Origin of the sequence: Sphaerimonospora sp. CA-214678 (genome assembly GCF_050942215.1) — a bacterium.
Taxonomy (GTDB): domain Bacteria; phylum Actinomycetota; class Actinomycetes; order Streptosporangiales; family Streptosporangiaceae; genus Sphaerimonospora.
In genome coordinates this window covers 3,355,360-3,374,215 of sequence record NZ_CP192056.1, presented here as the reverse complement: position 1 = coordinate 3,374,215, position 18,856 = coordinate 3,355,360, and the positions used below count along the sequence as shown (strand labels likewise).

Here is an 18,856-nt window from a genome sequence, read left to right as displayed (position 1 = left end):
CGTGAGGGATGGGTAACGCGACGGGAGAGAGTGCGGTCCAGTCGGTGGACCGCGCGCTCACCATTCTCAAGCTGCTCGCCCGCGACGGCGAGCTGGGGATCAGCGAGCTCGCCGTCGAGCTGGGCGTTCATCGTTCCACGGCCTTCCGCCTGGTGTCGACGCTGGAGAGCCACGATCTCGTCGAGCAGGACAGCGAACGGGGCAGGTACCGCCTCGGCGTGGGGGTGGTACGGCTGGCCGGGTCGGCCAGCGCCCGCCTCGACCTGGTGCGGGAGAGCCGCTTCGTCACGCCGCGCCTGGCCGCCGACGTCGGCGAGACCGTCAACGTGGCCGTCCTCGTCGGGCGCGAGGCGCTGTACGTCGACCAGACGGCCGGGCCGTCGGCGCTCCAGCTGCACAACTGGGTGGGTCAGCGGATCCCCCTGCACGCCACGTCCAACGGCAAGGTGCTGCTCGCGTACGCGCCGGGAGACCTGGCCGAGGAGGTCATGGCCGGCCCGCTGAGCCGGTTCACCGCCGAGACGATCACCGATCCCGTACGGCTCGGGGCCGCGCTGGCGGAGGTGCGCGAGCGCGGCTACGCCACCGCCGTCGACGAGCTGGAGGAGGGCCTTACCGCGGTCGCGGCGCCCGTCAGGGGAGCGGACGGCACGGTCATCGCCTCGCTGAGCGCCTCGGGACCGACGTTTCGGATGCCCGTAACCACCATCGCCGAGGTGGCCGAGCAGGTCATCGCCGCAGCTCGGGAGATCTCGCAACGCATGGGTTGTTACTCGACAGTGTCCGTAAAAAACCGGACATCGACTTGACTAAAGGCGACAAGGGGTCAATTCTGTTTCTCCATAAGCAAACAGGTGCGCAATGCGCAACTGAGTGACGACGCGGAGCGCGCCTGTGACCCCGACCGGAAGGCACGCTGCCCGTGGCAGACCTCTTCATCGGCGGCGTCTGGACAGATCCTGTCGAGGGCGGACGCCGTACGATCCACTGCCCCGCCGACGGGTCCCTCGTCGCGACCGTATCGGAGGGCACCCGGGCGGACACGGAGGCCGCGATCGCGGCGGCCCGCCGGGCCTTCGACGAGGGCACCTGGCCGCTGACCCCGGCCCGTGAGCGCGGGCTGCTGCTGCTCCGGGTCGCCGACCTGCTGGCCAGGGACAGGCAGGAGTACGCCAGGGCCGAGTCGCTGGACACGGGCAAGCGGCTCGTCGAGAGCGAGTACGACCTCGACGACGTGATCGCCTGCTTCCGCTACTTCGGCGGGGTCGCCGGCACCGACGCGGGCCGGGTCGTCGACACCGGCCGCGACGACGCCGTGAGCCAGATCGTGTACGAACCGCTCGGCGTGTGCGGCCTCATCACGCCCTGGAACTACCCGCTGCTGCAGACCTCGTGGAAGGTCGCCCCCGCGCTCGCGGCCGGCAACACGTTCGTGCTCAAGCCGAGCGAGCTCACCCCGAGCACCGCGATCATGCTGATGCGGACGCTGGAGGAGGCGGGGCTGCCCGCCGGGGTCGCCAACCTGGTGCTCGGCGCCGGGCCGCGGGCGGGGGCGCCGCTCGCCGAGCATCCCGCCGTGGACATGGTGTCGTTCACCGGGGGCCTGGCGACCGGCCGCCGCGTCATGGCCGCCGCGGCGGCGACCGTCAAGCGGGTCGCGCTCGAACTCGGCGGCAAGAACCCCAACATCGTCTTCGCCGACGCCGACTTCGAGACCGCGGTCGACTTCGCGCTCACCGCGGTCTTCCTGCACTCCGGCCAGGTCTGCTCGGCCGGGGCGCGGCTGCTCGTCGAGGACTCCCTGCACGACGCCTTCGTCGACGAGGTGGTCAGGCGGGCCGAGCGGATCCGGCTGGGCGGGCCGTTCGACCCCGAGGCGCAGACCGGGCCGCTGATCTCCGCCGGCCACCTGGCCAAGGTCGAGGAGTACGTCGCCGCCGGCCTCGCCGAGGGCGCGGTGCTGCGCTGCGGCGGCGCACGGCCGGACGACCCCGGACTGGCCGGCGGCCACTACTACCGGCCGACCGTGCTGGACGGGTGCCGCCGCGACATGCGGGTGGTCCGGGAGGAGTCCTTCGGGCCGGTGCTCACCGTCGAGCGCTTCACCGGCGAGGACGAGGCGGTCGAGCTGGGCAACGACACCGACTACGGCCTGGCCGGCGCGGTGTGGACCGGCGACGCCGGCAGGGCCAGGCGGGTCGCCGCCCGGCTCAGGCACGGCACGGTCTGGATCAACGACTACCACCCCTACGTCCCGCAGGCGGAGTGGGGCGGATTCAAGCAGTCGGGCGTCGGCCGCGAGCTCGGCCCCACGGGACTCGACGAGTACCGAGAGATCAAGCACGTCTGGCAGAACATCCGCCCCCGGCCCCAGCGGTGGTTCCCGGATTTCCCTCACTAGCCGAAGGGTGGCCATGGCCGTACCGTCACTGACCGCGAAACCCTCCACGCAGGCCGCCGCGTCCGGCGCCGACGACCCCCCGATCCTCGATGTGCACGGACTGTGGAAGGTCTTCGGACCGCGTGCGGATCGCGTCGTCGGCACCCCGCTGGCCGAGCTGTCCCGCGCGGAGCTCAAGCGGCGGACGGGATGCGTCGCCGCGGTCCGGGACGTCTCCTTCTCGGTACGGCGCGGCGAGGTGTTCGTCGTCATGGGCCTGTCCGGATCGGGCAAGTCGACGCTGGTGCGCTGCCTCACCCGCCTGATCGAGCCCACCGCCGGGCAGGTGCGCCTCGACGGCGAGGACGTGCTCGGCTGCGGGGAGCGCAGGCTCCGCGAACTGCGCCGGCACCGCTTCGGCATGGTGTTCCAGCACTTCGGCCTGCTGCCGCATCGGCGGGTCCTGGACAACGTCGCGTACGGCCTGGAGATCCGCGGCACGAAGAAGGCCGACCGCTACGAGCGGGCCAGGGAGGTCCTGGAGCTGGTGGGGCTCGCCGGGTTCGAGGGGTCCTTCCCCGACCAGCTCTCCGGCGGCATGCAGCAGCGCGTCGGCCTGGCCCGGGCGCTCGCCGTCGACCCCGAGGTGCTCTTCTTCGACGAGCCGTTCTCCGCGCTCGACCCGCTGATCCGCCGCGAGATGCAGAACGAGGTCATCCGCCTGCACCACGAGGTCGGCAAGACCATGATCTTCATCACGCACGACCTGAGCGAGGCGCTCAAGCTGGGCGACCGCATCCTTATCATGCGTGACGGCGCGCTCGTCCAGATGGGCACCCCCGACCAGGTGGTCGGCGCGCCGGCGGACGACTACGTGCGTGACTTCGTGAGCGACGTGCCCAAGTCCGACGTGCTGACGCTGCCGTGGATCATGCGGGACGTCCGTCCCGGAGAGCCGCTCGACGGGCCGGAGCTCGCCCCGGACACCGTGATCCGCGACGCGGCCAGGACCGTCCTGTCCGCCGGCCGCCCGGTCAAGGTCGTCTCCGGCGGAGCCCTGCTCGGCGTGGTCACCACCGCGGAGATCCTCGAGGTGATCGCCGGCCCGGACCCGGACACCATCCAGGACCGGGACGAGGGCGGGGGATCCTGATGGCGGCGGTGCCCACCACCGCGACCGCCGCCACCGGTGCGGCCGGTCGCGCCGGGTGGCTGCGCGCGCGCTACCTGACCGTCGTCGTTCTCGTGGCCTGGGTGGCGTTGTGGGCCCTGCTCAGGGGCCGCGACACGCTCGCGCTCGGCGGCGCCGAGCTCACGCCGCTGCACACCCGGCTCAGCGAGGGCATGGACGCGATCGACGCCGGGCGTAACAGCAACCCGCTGTTCCTGTACTTCATCAACTACATCCGGCTGTTCATCGACGAGTCGGTCACGTTCGTACAGGCGCTGATCAGCCGGCCGTCGTTCGGGCGGCCGGTCCCGGCCATCGGCTGGCTCGGCGTGACCGGCATCGCCACAGCCGTCGCGCTGCTGTACGGCAACCGCCGTACGGCCGTGCTGACCGCCGCCGGGTTCGCGTCGTTCGGCCTGCTCGGTCTGTGGGAGGAGAGCATGGACACGCTCGCCCTCACGCTGACCGCCGTCGTGCTGGCCCTCGCCGCCGGCATCCCCCTCGGCGTCTGGGCGGGGCTCAGCGACCGGGTCAACCGGTTCGTCACGCCGGTGCTCGACTTCATGCAGACGATGCCGACCTTCGTCTACCTGGCCCCGCTCACGCTGTTCTTCCTGATCGGACCGGCCAGCGCCACCATCGCCACGATGATCTACGCGACCCCGCCGGTGATCCGCATCACCGCGCACGGAATCCGGGAGATCCCGGTCAGCACGCTGGAGGCGAGCACCTCGCTCGGCTCGACCCGTGTGCAGGCGCTGCGCAAGGTACGGCTCCCGCTGGCCAAGCGGACGATCATCGTGGGGGCGAACCAGACCATCATGGCCGCCCTGTCCATGGTCACGATCGCCGCCCTGATCGACGCCCCCGGCCTGGGCAAGACCGTGCTGAAGGCGCTGCAGACCCTCGACGTGGGCACCGCGTTCAACGCCGGGCTGGCCATCGTGATCATGGCGATCGTGCTCGACCGCGTCACCTCGGCCGCCGGTCGGCGGGTCGAGGCCGAGCGCCGGTCGGGCAGGGCACGGGGCCGGCGGGCGCGGCGGATCGAGGCGGGCCTGATCCTCGCCGCCACCGCCGTGCTGGTCTACCTCTCGCACGTCTACGTCTGGGCCGCCGAGTTCCCCGGAGAGGCCCGCCTGGGCTCGTACGTGAAACAGGGCGCGGGGGCGGCGAGCCAGTGGGCGCAGGACACGTTCGTCACGTATACGGACGCGGTGAAGAACCTCATCACCTACGGGCTGCTCAACCCGTTCCAGTCGCTGCTGGCCGGCTCGCCCTGGTGGCTGGTCGCCCTGGTCGTGGTCGCGCTCGCGCTGCTGCTGGCCGGAGCGCGGGCCGCGATCGTCGCCGGGGTGTCGCTCGTGCTGCTGGTGCTGCTCGGCCTGTGGCACGACAGCATGGTGACGCTGGCCACCACGCTGGTGGCCACCCTGATCGTGATGGTCCTCGGCGTGGTCGCCGGGGTGTGGATGGGGCGCAGTGCCCGGGTCGACCAGGTGCTGCGCCCGGTCCTCGACGCGGGTCAGACGATGCCCGCCTTCGTCTACCTCGTCCCGATCCTGGGGCTGTTCGGCGCGACCCGGTTCACGGCCATCATCGCCGCCGTGGCGTTCGCCGCGCCGGTGTCGATCAAGCTGGTGGCCGAGGCCGTACGCGGCGTGTCGCCGACCGCGGTCGAGGCGGCGACGGCGGGCGGGTCCAGCACCTGGCAGCTCATCGCCAAGGTCCAGCTACCCATGGCCCGCGCCGGCATCACGCTCGCGGCCAGCCAGGGCCTGATCTATGTGCTGTCGATGGTCGTCATCGGCGGCCTTGTCGGGGCCGGCGCGCTCGGATACGACGTGGTGGCCGGGTTCTCGCAGCACGCCCTGCGGGGCAAGGGGCTGGCCGCCGGGCTGGCGATCGTCGTGCTCGGCATCATGCTCGACCGGATCATGCGGGCCGCCGCGCAGCGCGCGTCCGCGCGTCCGGCACCTCACTGAATGAAATCAACGGGTCTGGAGGACCTCATGGCAGTTTCCTGGATCGCCGGCCTGCGCGCGTGCGCCGTCGTGGCCGGCGCCGCGCTCCTGCTCTCCGCATGCGGGGGAGCGAAGGTCGGCGAGGCCACCGGCGCCCAGGCCTCGGGCGACGGCGGCGGGCCGGAGTGCGGCACGTTCAACCTGGCGGTCAACCCGTGGGTCGGCTACGAGGCGAACGCCGCGGTGATCGCCCATGTCGCAGAGAAGGAGCTCGGCTGCAAGGTCGTCAAGAAGGACCTCAAGGAGGAGGTGGCCTGGCAGGGGTTCGCCACCGGGGAGGTGGACGCGATCGTCGAGAACTGGGGCCACGAGGACCTCAAGAAGAAGTACATCGACGAGCAGAACGTCGCCGCTGCGGTCGGTCCGACCGGCAACAAGGGCGTCATCGGCTGGTTCGTGCCGCCGTGGATGGCCGAGAAGTACCCCGACATCACCGACTGGAAGAACCTCAACAAGTACGCCGACCTGTTCAAGACCTCCGAGTCGGGCGGCAAGGGCCAGCTGCTGGACGGCGACCCGTCGTTCGTGACCAACGACGAGGCGCTGGTGAAGAACCTGAAGCTGGACTTCAAGGTGGTCTACGCCGGCAGCGAGGCGGCCCTGATCACGGCGTTCCGCCAGGCGGAGAAGCAGAAGACCCCGCTCATCGGGTACTTCTACGACCCGCAGTGGTTCATGTCCGAGGTGAAGCTGGTGAAGGTCGACCTGCCCGAGTGGACCGAGGGCTGTGACGCCGACGCCGCGAAGGTGGCCTGCGACTACCCCGTGTACGACCTCGACAAGATCGTCAGCAAGAAGTTCGCCGACTCGGGCAGCCCCGCCTACGAGCTCGTCAAGAACTTTAACTGGACCAACGACGACCAGAACACCGTGTCCAAGTACATCTCCGAGGACGGCATGACGGCCGATCAGGCGGCCGAGAAGTGGGCCGGCGACAACCCGGACAAGGTCAAGGCCTGGCTGCCCGCCGCGGCCGGCTGAGCTCGGGCCGTCCTCCCTCCGCGGCTCGACACGCCCGGGGCCGGTCGTTCTCCGGCCGGCCCCGGGCATCGCCTTCCTATGTCTGGGCGAACCCCGACGGCAAGCACCTGCGCGCCGAGCTGCACACCCGGCCCGTACAACTCAAGAACCCGGCCAGCGGCACATGGGAACCCATCGACACCCACCCCGACGAGGACGCGATCCCGGCCGGACCCGCAGATACTCCCGAAACAGTCTTGGAACAGGCAAAGGCCAACAACGTCTCGGTGGAGCTGCCGCTGCTGGAGGCCAACTACCCGCAGGGGCTCACAGACGAGCAACTGGTCGAAGGAATCGATTCCCGGCGTGTTCGTCCAAAAACGAACCGACCCTTCAGTTGTAGATCGTTCTTGATGTGTAGCTACCTGGACTTGGGGTGCGGTGCCTGCCCTTGCACGCGGACGCAGGTGCTGGATGTTCGCGCCCTGGGTGACCGGTGATGAGGTCTACGGGCAGGACCCGCGCCTGCGCGCTCTGCTGGAAGCGCGGCAGGCCGGGTATGTGCTGGTGATCGCGGGCACGGCCCAGGTGCGGTGCGAGGGCGTCGACTGGCAGGCCGCCCAGGTCGCCGCGCACGTCCCCGACGACCATTGGCACCTTACAGTGCCGGGCACGGCGCCAAGGGGCACCGCTGGTACGCCTGGGCCTGGACACGCATCGACACCCACGGCCCCGGTCACCGGTGGCTGATGATCCGCCGCAATCTGGCCACCGGGGAACTGGCCTTCTACCGCTGCTACGCACCCACCCCGATGCCGCTGGCCGCCCTGGTGTGCATCGCCGGCATCAGCTGGACGGTGGAGGAGTCCTTCCAAGCCGCAAAAGGCCAGGTTGGACTGGAGGTCACTACCAGGTCCGCAGCTGGGATGGCTGGCACCGCCACATCACCCTGGCGATGCTCGCCCTGGCCTTCCTCGCAGCGCTGGCCGCCACCCAGCCCGACGGCTCTCGCCACTGGCGCGTCACGTCTGGCCCGCCGGACCGACATAGCCAAGCGATCGGTGACGTGAATAGACACTGACCGCTGGCTGGCTCGAGGCGTTGCACTCTCGTATCAGACCCACCTCTTGAGCAGCTCAGTTGATCGTCGTCTTGCGCGTGGGCCGCCACTTCCTTGGCTTCCTGCTCGCCCGTGGAGGGCGGAATCTCATCCTTGACACTCGGCGGGCTGCGCGTCACGCTTGTTGCGTTGAGCGCATGATGTTGCATTATGTGCAACCTCTCGTCTGGAGGTGGGAATGACGGGCCCCCGCGTCGTCATCATCGGAGCCGGTGTCGTCGGGGCGGCGCTCGCCGACGAGCTGTCCGCCCGCGGCTGGTCCGACATCACCGTCGTCGACCAGGGTCCAGTGCCCGCGACCGGGGGATCCTCCTCCCACGCCCCCGGGCTGGTCTTCCAGATCAACGCGTCGAAGACCATGGCCGAGTTCGCCCGCTACACCGTCGAGAAGCTCGGCGCGCTCGACCTGGACGGCGAGCCCTGCTTCCGCCAGGTCGGCGGGCTGGAGGTGGCGACCACCCCCGAGCGGCTCGCCGAGCTGCACCGCCGCCACGGCTGGGCCACGGCCTGGGGGATCGAGACCCGGCTGCTGACCCCGCAGGAGTGCGCCGAGCGCCACCCCCTCGTCGACCCCGGCGTCGTGCTCGGCGGCCTGCTCATCCCCACCGACGGCCTGGCCAGGGCCGTACACGCGGTCGAGGCCCAGCTCCGGGCGGCCCGCTCCCGCGGGGTGCGGGTCCTGGAGCGGCACGAGGTGCTGGACGTGCGGACCGAGGACGGCCGCGTGACCGGGGTGGTGACCGGCCACGGCGAGCTCGCCGCCGACATCGTGGTGTGCTGCGCCGGCATCTGGGGTCCGCGGATCGCCCGCATGGTCGGGCTGTCCCTGCCGCTCACCCCGCTCGCGCACCAGCTCGCCTGGACCGGCCCCGTGCCGGCCCTGGCCGGCCGTACGGACGAGGCGACGCTGCCGATCCTGCGGCACCAGGACGCCGACCTCTACTACCGGCAGCGCTTCGACGGCCTCGGCGTCGGCTACTACGGGCACCGGCCCATGCCGGTCGACCCCGACGACATCGTGTCCGTCGACAAGGCCGAGGTCATGCCGTCGGTGCTCGCCTTCACCCCCGGCGACTTCGCCCCCGCCTGGGCCGAGACGCACCGGCTGCTGCCCGCCACCGCCGCTGCCGAGATCACCGAGGGCATCAACGGGCTGTTCTCGTTCACCACCGACCAGATGCCGCTGATGGGGGAGGCCCCGGACGTCAAGGGCTTCTGGGTCGCCGAGGCGGTGTGGGTCACCCACTCGGCGGGCGTCGGCCGGGCGATGGCCGAGTGGCTGGTCGACGGCCACTGCTCGTCCTTCGACCTGCACGAGTGCGACCTGAGCCGCTTCGAGCCCCACCAGCTCGCGCCCGGCTACGTGCTGGCCCGCGACTGCCAGAACTACGTCGAGGTCTACGACATCATCCACCCGCTCCAGCCGATGGAGGACCCCCGGCCGCTGCGCCTGAGCCCGTTCCACCCGCGCCAGCGGGAGCTGGACGGCTTCTTCCTCGAGGCGTCCGGCTGGGAGCGCCCGCAGTGGTACGGCGCGAACGCCCGACTGCTGGACGGGCGGGACATCCCGGTGCCGAACGACTGGGCGGCCCGCTACTGGTCGCCGATCGTCGGCGCGGAGGCCCTGGCCTCCCGCGAGTCCGTGGCCCTCTACGACATGACCGCGCTGAAGCGGATCGAGGTCTCCGGCCCCGGCGCGGTGGCCTTCCTCCAGCGCATGACCACCGGTGACGTGGACAAGTCGGTCGGCTCTGTGACGTACTGCCTGCTGCTCGACGCCGACGGCGGCATCCGCAGCGACATCACCGTGGCCAGGCTCGGCCGCGACCTGTTCCAGGTCGGCGCCAACGGCAACCTCGACCTCGACTGGCTGCACCGGCACGCGGACGACACGGTCGTGATCCGCGACGTCACGGCAGGCACCTGCTGCGTCGGGGTGTGGGGGCCGCTCGCCCGCGACCTCGTCCAGCCGCTCGCCGACGCGGACTTCTCCAACGAGGGCTTCCGCTACTTCCGCGCCAAGCGCGCCCACATCGGGACGGTCCCCGTCACCGCGCTGCGGCTGTCGTACATCGGCGAGCTCGGCTGGGAGCTCTACACAACGGCGGACATGGGGGCCAGACTGTGGGACACGCTCTGGGCGGCCGGCCGGGAGTACGGGATCATCGCGGGCGGCCGGGGGGCGTTCACCAGCCTGCGGCTGGAGAAGGGCTACCGCTCCTTTGGCACCGACATGACCTTCGAGCACGATCCGTACGAGGCCGGGCTCGGCTTCGCCGTCAAGATGGACAAGGGCGACTTCGTCGGCCGCGCCGCGCTGGCGGAGCGCGCCGCGTCGGTCCGCCGCAGGCTCACCTGCCTGACCATCGACGACCCGGCCGACGTGGTCATGGGGAAGGAGCCGGTGTACGACGGCGCGACCTGCGTCGGGTACGTCACCAGCGCCGGGTTCGGCTACACGATCGGCAAGGGCATCGCCTACGCCTGGCTGCCCGCCGAGCTGGCCACACCGGGCCGGGCGCTCGACATCGGCTACTTCGACCGCAGGGTGGCCGCGATCGTGGCGCAGGAGCCTCTGTACGATCCCGCGATGCGGCGTCTTCGGGCATGAGGATCTTCGAGTGCGGGGGCCACCGCGCTTGCGGGGCTCCGCGGGCCCCGCACCCGAGGCGCTCTCCGCGTACCACGCGAGGAAAGGCTGGAAACCGGTGACTGAGAACCTCCCGGAGCACGCCGACCGGCTGTGGACCGCCGCCGAGCCGAAGCGATCGTACGACGTGGTGATCGTCGGCGGCGGCGGCCACGGCCTCGCCACCGCCTACTATCTGGCGAGAAATCACGGCGTCACGAACGTCGCCGTGCTGGAGCGCGGCTGGCTCGCCGGCGGCAACATGGCGCGCAACACGACGATCATCCGGTCCAACTACCTGTGGGACGAGAGCGCCGGCATCTACGAGCACGCGCTCAAGCTCTGGGAGGGGTTGGAGGACGATCTCGGCTATCCGCTGCTGTTCAGCCAGCGCGGTGTGCTCAACCTCGCCCACAGCCTCCAGGACGTGCGCGAAGGCGTCCGCCGCGTGCACGCCAACCGCCTGGCCGGCGTGGACGCCGAGTGGCTCGATCCGGAGCAGGTCCAGGAGGTCTGCCCGATCGTCGACGTCTCCCCGGACGTGCGCTATCCCGTGCTCGGCGCGACGTACCAGCCGCGCGCCGGCATCGCCAAGCACGACTACGTTGCGTGGGGGTTCGCCCGCGCCGCCGCGGCGTACGGCGTGGACCTGGTCGAGAACTGCGAGGTCACCGGTCTGGACGTGCGCGACGGCCGGGTGACCGGGGTGCGGACCACCCGGGGGCCGATCGCGGCGGGCAGGGTCGCGCTGAGCGCGGCCGGCCACTCGTCGGTGGTCGCCGCCATGGCCGGGGTGGCGCTGCCGCTGCAGAGCCACCCGCTGCAGGCGCTGGTGTCCGAGCTGCTGGAGCCGGTGCACCCGACCGTGGTCATGTCCAACGCGGTGCACGTCTATGTCAGCCAGGCCCACAAGGGGGAGCTGGTCATGGGGGCGGGCATCGACGCGCCCAACTCCTACCGCCAGCGCGGGGCGTTCCACGTCATCGAGCGGCAGATGTCGGCCGCGCTGGAGCTGTTCCCGATCTTCGCGCGCGCCCACGTGCTGCGGACGTGGGGCGGCGTGGTCGACGTCACCCCCGACGCCTCGCCGATCGTCGGGCTCACCGGAGTCGACGGCCTGTACGTCAACTGCGGCTGGGGCACCGGCGGTTTCAAGGCCACCCCCGGGGCCGGCTGGTGCTACGCCCACACGATCGCCCACGGCGAGCCGCATCCGCTGAACGCCCCCTTCTCCCTCGACCGATTCACCACCGGGGCGCTCGTCGACGAGCACGGCGCCGCCGCCGTCGCCCACTGAGCCGTTCACCGAGTCGTTTCCCGCCGAGCCGTCCACTGAGGAGCCCGTCCGAATGCTGCTGATCCCCTGCCCCTGGTGCGGGCCGCGTGACGAGATCGAGTTCCACTACGGCGGTCAGGCGCACGTGGCCTATCCGGACGACCCCGCTGCTCTCTCCGACGAGGAGTGGGCGCGCTACCTGTTCTTCCGGGACAACCCGAGGGGCCCCTTCGCCGAGCGGTGGAGCCACTCGGCGGGCTGCCGCCGCTGGTTCAACGTCGTACGGGACACCGCGACCAACGAGATCCACGCCGTCTACCGCATCGGCGAACCCCGGCCGGTGATCGCATGACGCCGGCGGAGCGGCCGGTCCTGACCGGGCGGCCGGGGGAGGTGCTGCGGTTCCGCTTCGACGGCCGCGACTACGAGGGCCGCAGCGGAGACACGCTCGCGGCCGCGCTGCTGGCGTCCGGCGTCCGCCGGGTGGCCACCAGCGTGAAGCTCGGCCGGCCCAGGGGGATCTTCTCGGCGGGCGTCGAGGAGCCCAACGCGCTCGTCCAGATCGAGACGCCGTTCCCCGAGCCGATGCTGCCCGCCACGACCGTCGAGCTCTACGACGGCCTGGTCGCCACCGGCCTGCCCGGAAGGGGACGGCTCGCCGACCGGCCGGACCCGGCGCGCTACGACGGCACGCACGCCCACTGCGACGTGCTCGTGGTCGGCGCGGGACCGGCCGGGCTGATGGCGGCGGCGGAGGCCGCGCGCGGCGGGGCCAGGGTGATCCTCGCGGACGAGCGGCCCGAGCCCGGCGGGAGCCTGCTCGGCACCGCCGAGAGCGTCGGCGGTCTGCCCGGCCGCCGCTGGGCCGCCGAGCGCGCCGCCGAGCTGGGCGGCGGCGCCGACGTGCGGGTGCTGCGCCGTACGACCGTCTTCGGTCACTACGACGACAACTACGTCGTCGCGGTCGAGCGGCGGACGAACCATCTGGGCGCGGCCGCGCCCGCCACGATGGCACGCGAACGGATCTGGCGGATCCGGGCCCGGCGGGTGGTGCTGGCGACCGGCGCCCACGAGCGCTTCCCCGCCTTCGCCGGCAACGACCTGCCCGGCGTCATGCTCGCCGGGGCCGCCCGCGCCTATGTCAATCAGTACGGCGTGCGGCCCGGGCGGCGCGCCGTCGTCTTCACCGCCAACGACAGCGCCTACCCCGCCGCGCTCGACCTGGCCGGCGCCGGGATCGAGATCGCCGCGATCGTGGACGTACGGCGGGCGCCGGGCGAGGAGTGGGCGCGCCGGTGCGCCGAGCGCGGCATCGAGGTGCGCACCGGGCACGTGGTGCGGGCGGCCACGGGAGACGGCGAGGTCGCCGCCGTCTCGATCGCGCCCGAGTCCGGCGGGCAGACACGGTCCCGCAGGCAGACACGGTCCTGCGGGCAGACACGGTCCTGCGGGCAGACACGGTCCGGCGGGCGGACCGCCGACGTGCCCGCCGACCTGCTGCTCGTCTCCGGCGGCTGGACCCCGGTCGTCCACCTGTTCAGCCAGGCCGGCGGGGCGCTGCGGTTCGACGAGGAGATCGGCGCCTTCGTGCCCGGAGAGATCCGCCAGGCGGTGGAGGCGGCCGGGGCCGCCCGTGGCGTACAGACCCTGTCCGGCTGCCTGCGCGACGGCGCCGACGCCGGCCGGCGGGCGCTCGCGGCGGCGGGCTTCGCCGTACCGGACCCGGCTCCGCCGCCGGAGGTCGAGCGTGAACCCGAGGCGGCGCCCGCACAGCACCTGTGGCTCGTGCCGCCCGCCGACGGCGCCGACTATCGCGAGCACTTCGTCGACCTGCAGCGCGACGTGACCGTCGACGACGTGCTGCGCGCGACCGGGGCCGGTCTGCGCTCGGTCGAGCACGTCAAGCGGTACACCACCGCCGGGACCGCCCACGACCAGGGCCGCACCTCCGGGCTGCTGACCAGCGCGATCACGGCGCACGCCCTGGGCGTCGACGTGGCCGGCCTCGGCGTGACGACCTTCCGCGCGCCGTACGCGCCGGTCTCCTTCGCCGCCCTGGCCGGGCGCGACCGGGGGCGCCTGCACGACCCGGTGCGCGTCACCGCCATGCACGACCGGCACGTGGACAGCGGGGCGCTGTTCGAGAACGTGGGGCAGTGGAAGCGGCCGTGGTACTACCCCCGGGAGGGCGAGGACATGGCGGCGGCGGTGCTGCGCGAGTGCCGCGCCGCCCGCGAGGACGTGGCGATGATGGACGCGTCGACGCTCGGCAAGATCGACGTGATCGGGCCGGACGCCGCCGGGTTCCTCGACCGTCTCTACACGAACATGATGAGCACGCTCGCCGTGGGCTCGATCAGGTACGGCGTGATGTGCCGCCCCGACGGCATGGTCTTCGACGACGGCACCGCCATCCGGCTGGCCGAGGATCGCTTCCTCGTCACCACGACCACCGGCAACGCGGCGGCCGTGCTCGACTGGATGGAGGAGTGGCTGCAGACGGAGTGGCCTTCGCTGCGGGTGCACTGCACCTCGGTCACCGAGCAGTGGGCGACGGTGGCGCTGGTCGGGCCGCGCTCGCGCGAGGTCCTCGCCGGTCTCGCGCCCGGCCTCGCCGTGGACAATTCGGGCTTCCCGTTCATGACCTGGCGGGAGGCGGAGGTCGCCGGGATCCCGGCGCGGGTGTGCCGGATCAGCTTCTCCGGCGAGCTCGCCTACGAGATCAACGTGCGCTCATGGTTCGGCCTCGCGCTGTGGGAGGCGGTGGAGGCCGCGGGCGTCACGCCGTACGGCACCGAGACCATGCACGTCCTGCGCGCGGAGAAGGGATATCCCATCATCGGGCAGGACACCGACGGCACCGTCACCCCGCAGGACCTCGGCATGGCCTGGGTGGTGTCGAAGAAGAAGCCGGACTTCATCGGCAGGCGGTCGTTCGGCCGGGCCGACACCTCCCGGCCGGACCGCAAGCAGCTCGTCGGGCTGCTGCCGGAGGACACCGGCCGGCTGCTGCCCGAGGGCGTCCACCTGGTGGAGCCCGGCGGCACGCGCCCGCTCGGCCACGTCACCTCCAGCTATCGCAGCGCGGCCCTCGGGCGGACCTTCGCGCTCGCCCTGATCAGCGGCGGACGCGAGCGCATCGGCGAGCGGCTGCACGCGGCGACGGGGGCGGAGACGGTCCCGGTGACGGTCGCCCATCACGTGCTGTACGACCCGGAAGGAGCACGCCGCGATGGCTGAGCGCAGGAGTCCCCTGGCCGGGTTCGCGGCCAGGTTCGCGGCGGCGAGCGCGGGCGGGCGGCTGCGCCTGGCCGAGCTTCCCTTTCTGACGCAGATCGACGTCCGGGTGGATCCCGGGAGCCGGGCGGCGGAGCGGATCGGCCGGGCGCTCGGCGCCCCGCTGCCCGCAGAGCCGGGCGGCGCCGTACGGTCCGGAGACCTGACCGTGCTGTGGCTCGGCCCCGACGAGTGGCTCGTCGTCGGCCCAGATGAGGGCGAGGACGAGGGCGAGGCCCGCGGCCCCGGGCTGTGCGACCTGCTGGCGGAGGCCGCGGCCGGATCGGCGGGTGACCACGTCTCCGTGGTGGACGTCTCGGCGCAGCGGACGACCCTGGTGGTCGGGGGAGTGAGCTCGCGCGACCTGCTGGCCCACGGCTGCTCGCTCGACCTGCATCCCCGGGTCTTCGGCCCCGGCCGGTGCGCGCAGACGCTGCTGGCGCGCGCCCAGGTCGTGCTCGCCGCCCGGGACGCCGACGAGTTCTGGGTGCTGTGCCGCGCGTCCTTCGCCGCCTACACGGCCGAATGGCTTCTCGACGCCGCCACCGAGTACGTCGCCTGACGGGCGGGGGCGGCCGCGACGGATCTGCGGCGCGCTCGATCGGGCCGTGACGGTTCGCGGCCCGATCACGGCCCCGCCCGGTTCGACGATGGCCCGGTGTGACGGCCCGGTGTGACGATGGTGCGGGGCAGTGGTGGTGCGGCGACGGCGCCCGCCGCCGCATGAAAGTTTCTTCGCCTCGGTCCGGCCGGGCGCGGGCCGCCGGGATCCTCCCGCCACCCGCGTCCACCTGCGTGAATCCCTGATCCGCGATGGTCGGCGCGGCCCGGTCCCGCAGGCCGTTCGCGGTGTCTGGATCGGGCGCCGCCGCGCGATTCGACCCCTTCTGCTTCACATGCTCCCCATGCTGTGCTTCACTCGCCCCTGAAAGCGCTTTCAGAGGAAGCCCGACGGTACGCAGGTCGCCGCACCCCCTTGCGCGGATCCGTGTGCCAGATCCGATCCAGCAGAACACATCTGTGTTCGTACGGCGCTTCGCCGTGGGGCGAATCGCCTGCCCACGCCCTGCCCCGCAGGGAGTCCGATTCCTTCCCCGCCTGAAGGCGGGGGTTTCCTCGGAGGTTCTCGATGAAACGAGCAGCCGTACGGCGAAACTCGGCGGCACTGGCCGCCGCGGCCCTCGTGACCACGATCGGTGTGGCCTTACCGCAGACGCAGGCCTCGGCGGCCGCGGGCGGCGCCACCGGCTACGCGTCCGTCAACGGCGGCACCACCGGCGGCGCGGGCGGGCAGACGGTGCGGGCCACCACGGGGACCGCCATCCACGCGGCCCTGTGCAACCGGCCCAGCAGCAGCACCCCGATCACGATCCAGGTCGAGGGCACCATCAATCACGGCAACACCAGCAAGGTGTCGGGCGGCAGCTGCAACACCAACGACGGCGTGATCGAGCTCAAGCAGATCAGCAACGTCACGATCGTCGGGGTCGGCGGCGGAGCCGTCTTCGACCAGCTGGGCATCCACATCCGCGAGTCCAGCAACATCATCATCCAGAACGTGACCGTGCGGAACGTGAAGAAGTCGGGGTCGCCCACGTCCAACGGCGGGGACGCCATCGGCATGGAGAAGAATGTGCGCAACGTCTGGGTCGACCACGTCACGCTGGAGGCCTCGGGCGGGGAGTCGGAGGGGTTCGACGGCCTCTTCGACATGAAGGACAACACCCAGTACGTGACCCTGTCGTACAGCGTCCTGCGCAACTCCGGCCGGGGCGGGCTCATCGGGTCCAGTGAGAGCGATCTCTCGAACGGCTTCGTCACCTTCCATCACAACCTGTACGAGAACATCGACTCCCGTACGCCCCTGCTGCGCGGCGGCATCGCGCACATCTACAACAACTCCTACGTGAGGCTCAACAAGTCCGGCATCAACTCCAGGGCCGGGGCGCGGGCCAAGGTGGAGAACAACTACTTCAAGGACTCCAAGGACGTCCTCGGCACCTTCTACACGGACGAGGCCGGCTACTGGCAGGTCGCCGGCAACATCTTCGACAACGTGACCTGGTCCTCCCCCGGCAGCGAGAACCACCCCGCGGGTCCAGACCCGCGGTCCAACACCACGGTCGGCATCCCGTACTCCTACAGCCTGGACGGGGCCGGCTGCGTGCCGGACATCGTCCGCCAGACGGCGGGCGCCAACAAGGGTCTCCAGGTGTCGAACGGCAGCTGCTCGCCCCAGACGCCGGCGCCGACGCCCACACCGACGCCCACCCCCACCCCCACCCCGACCCCCACGCCGACGCCGACGCCGACGCCGACGCCCAACCCGACACCCGGTGGGACCAACCTCAGCATCGGGGCCGGCTCCGACGGCTCCAGCAAGGCCTCTGGTACGAGCTACGGCAACGTGCGGGACGGCGACATGAGCACCTACTGGTCGCCGAAGGGCTCGACCGGCGACATCTCGATCAAGTGGGACTCCGCCAAGACGGTGTCCAGGATCATCATCCGTGAGGCGGCGGGCTCCGCCGGCACCATCGGCTCCTGGCAGGTGCTCAACTACGACACCGGCGCCGTCCTGACCTCGGGCAGCGGGGCCGGCTCCATCGGCTTCGCGCCCACCACGCTGAAGAAGATCACCTTCAGGATCAACGGGTCGAGCGGCACGCCGAAGGTCGCCGAGTTCGAGACCTACGCCGGATAGGGGAGCCTGCGCCGGACAAGGACCCCCACCGGATGAGGACCGTCCCGGCCGCTCCGCCATCGGAGCGGCCGGGACCGGGGTGCGGGCCGTCGGCCGGACGGATTCGCAGGTCGTATCAGGTGGAGATGGGGGAATGAACCCCGCATGGGTTCGCCGGCTGACTTCCAGAACGAGATATACCTGAACGGGCTCGGCGACGTGCCACCGGAGCTGCCCACCGACCTCACGGCGCTGGAGCGGCTCGCGGGCGAGCGGATCGCCCCGGCCGCGTACGGCTATGTGGCCGGGGCGGCGGGCACCGAGTCGACGGCCCGCGCGAACCGCGAGGCGTTCGAGCGCAGGCGGCTCGTCCCGCGCATGCTGCGCGACGTCGCCGTACGGGATCTGTCGGTGCGGCTGCTCGGGCAGACGCTGCCGGTCCCCGTGCTGCTCGCGCCGATCGGCGTCCTGGCGATCATGCATCCCGAGGGGGATCTCGCCGTGGCGCGTGCTGCGGCGGGCCTCGGCGTGCCGTTCGTCGCGAGCACGGCCGCCTCCCACTCGATGGAGCAGGCGGCGGAGGCGAACGCCGGGGGCCTGCGCTGGTTCCAGCTCTACTGGTCCAGTGACCGCGACGTGGTGGCCGGCTTTCTGACGCGTGCCGTGGCCGCCGGTTACCGGACGCTGGTCGTCACCCTCGACACGCACATGCTCGGCTGGCGGCCGCGCGACCTCGACCAGGCGTACCTGCCGTTCCTGCGCGGCGTCGGCGTGGCGAACTACTTCACCGATCCGGCCTTCCAGCGGGCGATCGGCAGCCGCGGCCCGATCGGGGACGCCGACCGGGACGCGGCCGTCATGCGCTGGGCCGCGACCTTCGGCGATCCCTCGCTCACCTGGGACGATCTGGCCTTCCTGCGCGAGAACTGGAAGGGGCCGATCGTGCTCAAGGGCGTCCAGCACGCCGACGACGCGCGGCGGGCGGCCGACGCGGGGATGGACGGCGTCGTCGTGTCCAACCACGGCGGCAGGCAGGTGGACGGCGCGATCGGCTCGCTGGACGCGCTGCCCGGGGTGGCCGCCGCCGTGGGAGACCGGATCACCGTGCTGTTCGACAGCGGCATCCGCACGGGCACCGATGTGATCAAGGCGCTGGCGCTCGGGGCGAAGGCCGTCATGCTGGGCCGTCCGTACGCCTACGGCCTCGGCCTGGCGGGAGAGGCCGGAGTGCGGCACGTGATCCGCTGCCTGCTGGCCGAGCTGGAGATCGCGATGGCGCTGACCGGGGTCACCCGCCCGGCCGAGATCACGTCCGAACTGCTCGCGTCGCCCTGAGA

General features: G+C 71.8%; 12 protein-coding genes and 1 pseudogene. All 13 read left to right on the top strand.

The annotated features are described in order from the left end of the window. Positions 1 to 8 precede the first annotated feature (8 nt). The 13 genes and pseudogenes from ACQP1K_RS15200 to ACQP1K_RS15140 all read left to right on the top strand — a co-directional run bounded on the left by ACQP1K_RS15200 (position 9) and on the right by ACQP1K_RS15140 (position 18,854). Positions 9 to 809 (top strand): IclR family transcriptional regulator, encoded by an 801-nt coding sequence (locus ACQP1K_RS15200; protein WP_433496343.1) that lies wholly within the window; start codon positions 9 to 11, stop codon positions 807 to 809. A gap of 113 nt (positions 810 to 922) precedes the next feature. Continuing rightward, on the top strand, positions 923 to 2,401 hold the full coding sequence (locus tag ACQP1K_RS15195; RefSeq protein WP_433496342.1) for an aldehyde dehydrogenase family protein: 1,479 nt from the start codon (positions 923 to 925) through the stop codon (positions 2,399 to 2,401). A 13-nt stretch (positions 2,402 to 2,414) separates the two neighbouring features. Next, complete coding sequence (locus ACQP1K_RS15190; protein WP_433496341.1) at positions 2,415 to 3,533, top strand: quaternary amine ABC transporter ATP-binding protein; 1,119 nt, start codon at positions 2,415 to 2,417, stop codon at positions 3,531 to 3,533. After that, positions 3,533 to 5,536 carry an ABC transporter permease subunit gene (locus ACQP1K_RS15185; protein WP_433496340.1) on the top strand — a complete coding sequence of 668 codons (2,004 nt, stop codon included), beginning with the start codon at positions 3,533 to 3,535 and terminating at the stop codon, positions 5,534 to 5,536. The genes ACQP1K_RS15190 and ACQP1K_RS15185 overlap by 1 nt, the downstream gene beginning before the upstream one ends. A gap of 27 nt (positions 5,537 to 5,563) precedes the next feature. Beyond that, a complete protein-coding gene (locus tag ACQP1K_RS15180; RefSeq protein ID WP_433496339.1) occupies positions 5,564 to 6,556 on the top strand; it encodes an ABC transporter substrate-binding protein in 993 nt (330 codons plus the stop codon). 459 nt (positions 6,557 to 7,015) lie between these two features. Then, positions 7,016 to 7,545 (top strand): annotated as a pseudogene (locus ACQP1K_RS15175) (IS701 family transposase); the annotation flags it as partial. A 288-nt stretch (positions 7,546 to 7,833) separates the two neighbouring features. Beyond that, entirely contained in the window at positions 7,834 to 10,266 is a 2,433-nt protein-coding gene (locus tag ACQP1K_RS15170; protein ID WP_433496338.1) for a GcvT family protein, read from the top strand. A 97-nt stretch (positions 10,267 to 10,363) separates the two neighbouring features. Beyond that, entirely contained in the window at positions 10,364 to 11,581 is a 1,218-nt protein-coding gene (locus tag ACQP1K_RS15165; protein ID WP_433496337.1) for a sarcosine oxidase subunit beta family protein, read from the top strand. 52 nt (positions 11,582 to 11,633) lie between these two features. Then, positions 11,634 to 11,912, top strand: a complete 279-nt coding sequence (locus ACQP1K_RS15160) for a sarcosine oxidase subunit delta (protein WP_433496336.1) — start codon at positions 11,634 to 11,636, stop codon at positions 11,910 to 11,912. Further along, positions 11,909 to 14,800 (top strand): 2Fe-2S iron-sulfur cluster-binding protein, encoded by a 2,892-nt coding sequence (locus ACQP1K_RS15155; RefSeq protein WP_433496335.1) that lies wholly within the window; start codon positions 11,909 to 11,911, stop codon positions 14,798 to 14,800. Before ACQP1K_RS15160 ends, ACQP1K_RS15155 begins: the two co-directional genes overlap by 4 nt. Continuing rightward, entirely contained in the window at positions 14,793 to 15,398 is a 606-nt protein-coding gene (locus ACQP1K_RS15150) for a sarcosine oxidase subunit gamma (RefSeq protein WP_433496334.1), read from the top strand. Before ACQP1K_RS15155 ends, ACQP1K_RS15150 begins: the two co-directional genes overlap by 8 nt. A 567-nt stretch (positions 15,399 to 15,965) precedes the next feature. Then, positions 15,966 to 17,540, top strand: a complete 1,575-nt coding sequence (locus tag ACQP1K_RS15145; RefSeq protein WP_433496333.1) for a pectate lyase family protein — start codon at positions 15,966 to 15,968, stop codon at positions 17,538 to 17,540. Positions 17,541 to 17,684: 144 nt separating this feature from the next. Continuing rightward, positions 17,685 to 18,854 (top strand): alpha-hydroxy-acid oxidizing protein, encoded by a 1,170-nt coding sequence (locus ACQP1K_RS15140; protein WP_433496332.1) that lies wholly within the window; start codon positions 17,685 to 17,687, stop codon positions 18,852 to 18,854. Positions 18,855 to 18,856 lie beyond the last annotated feature (2 nt).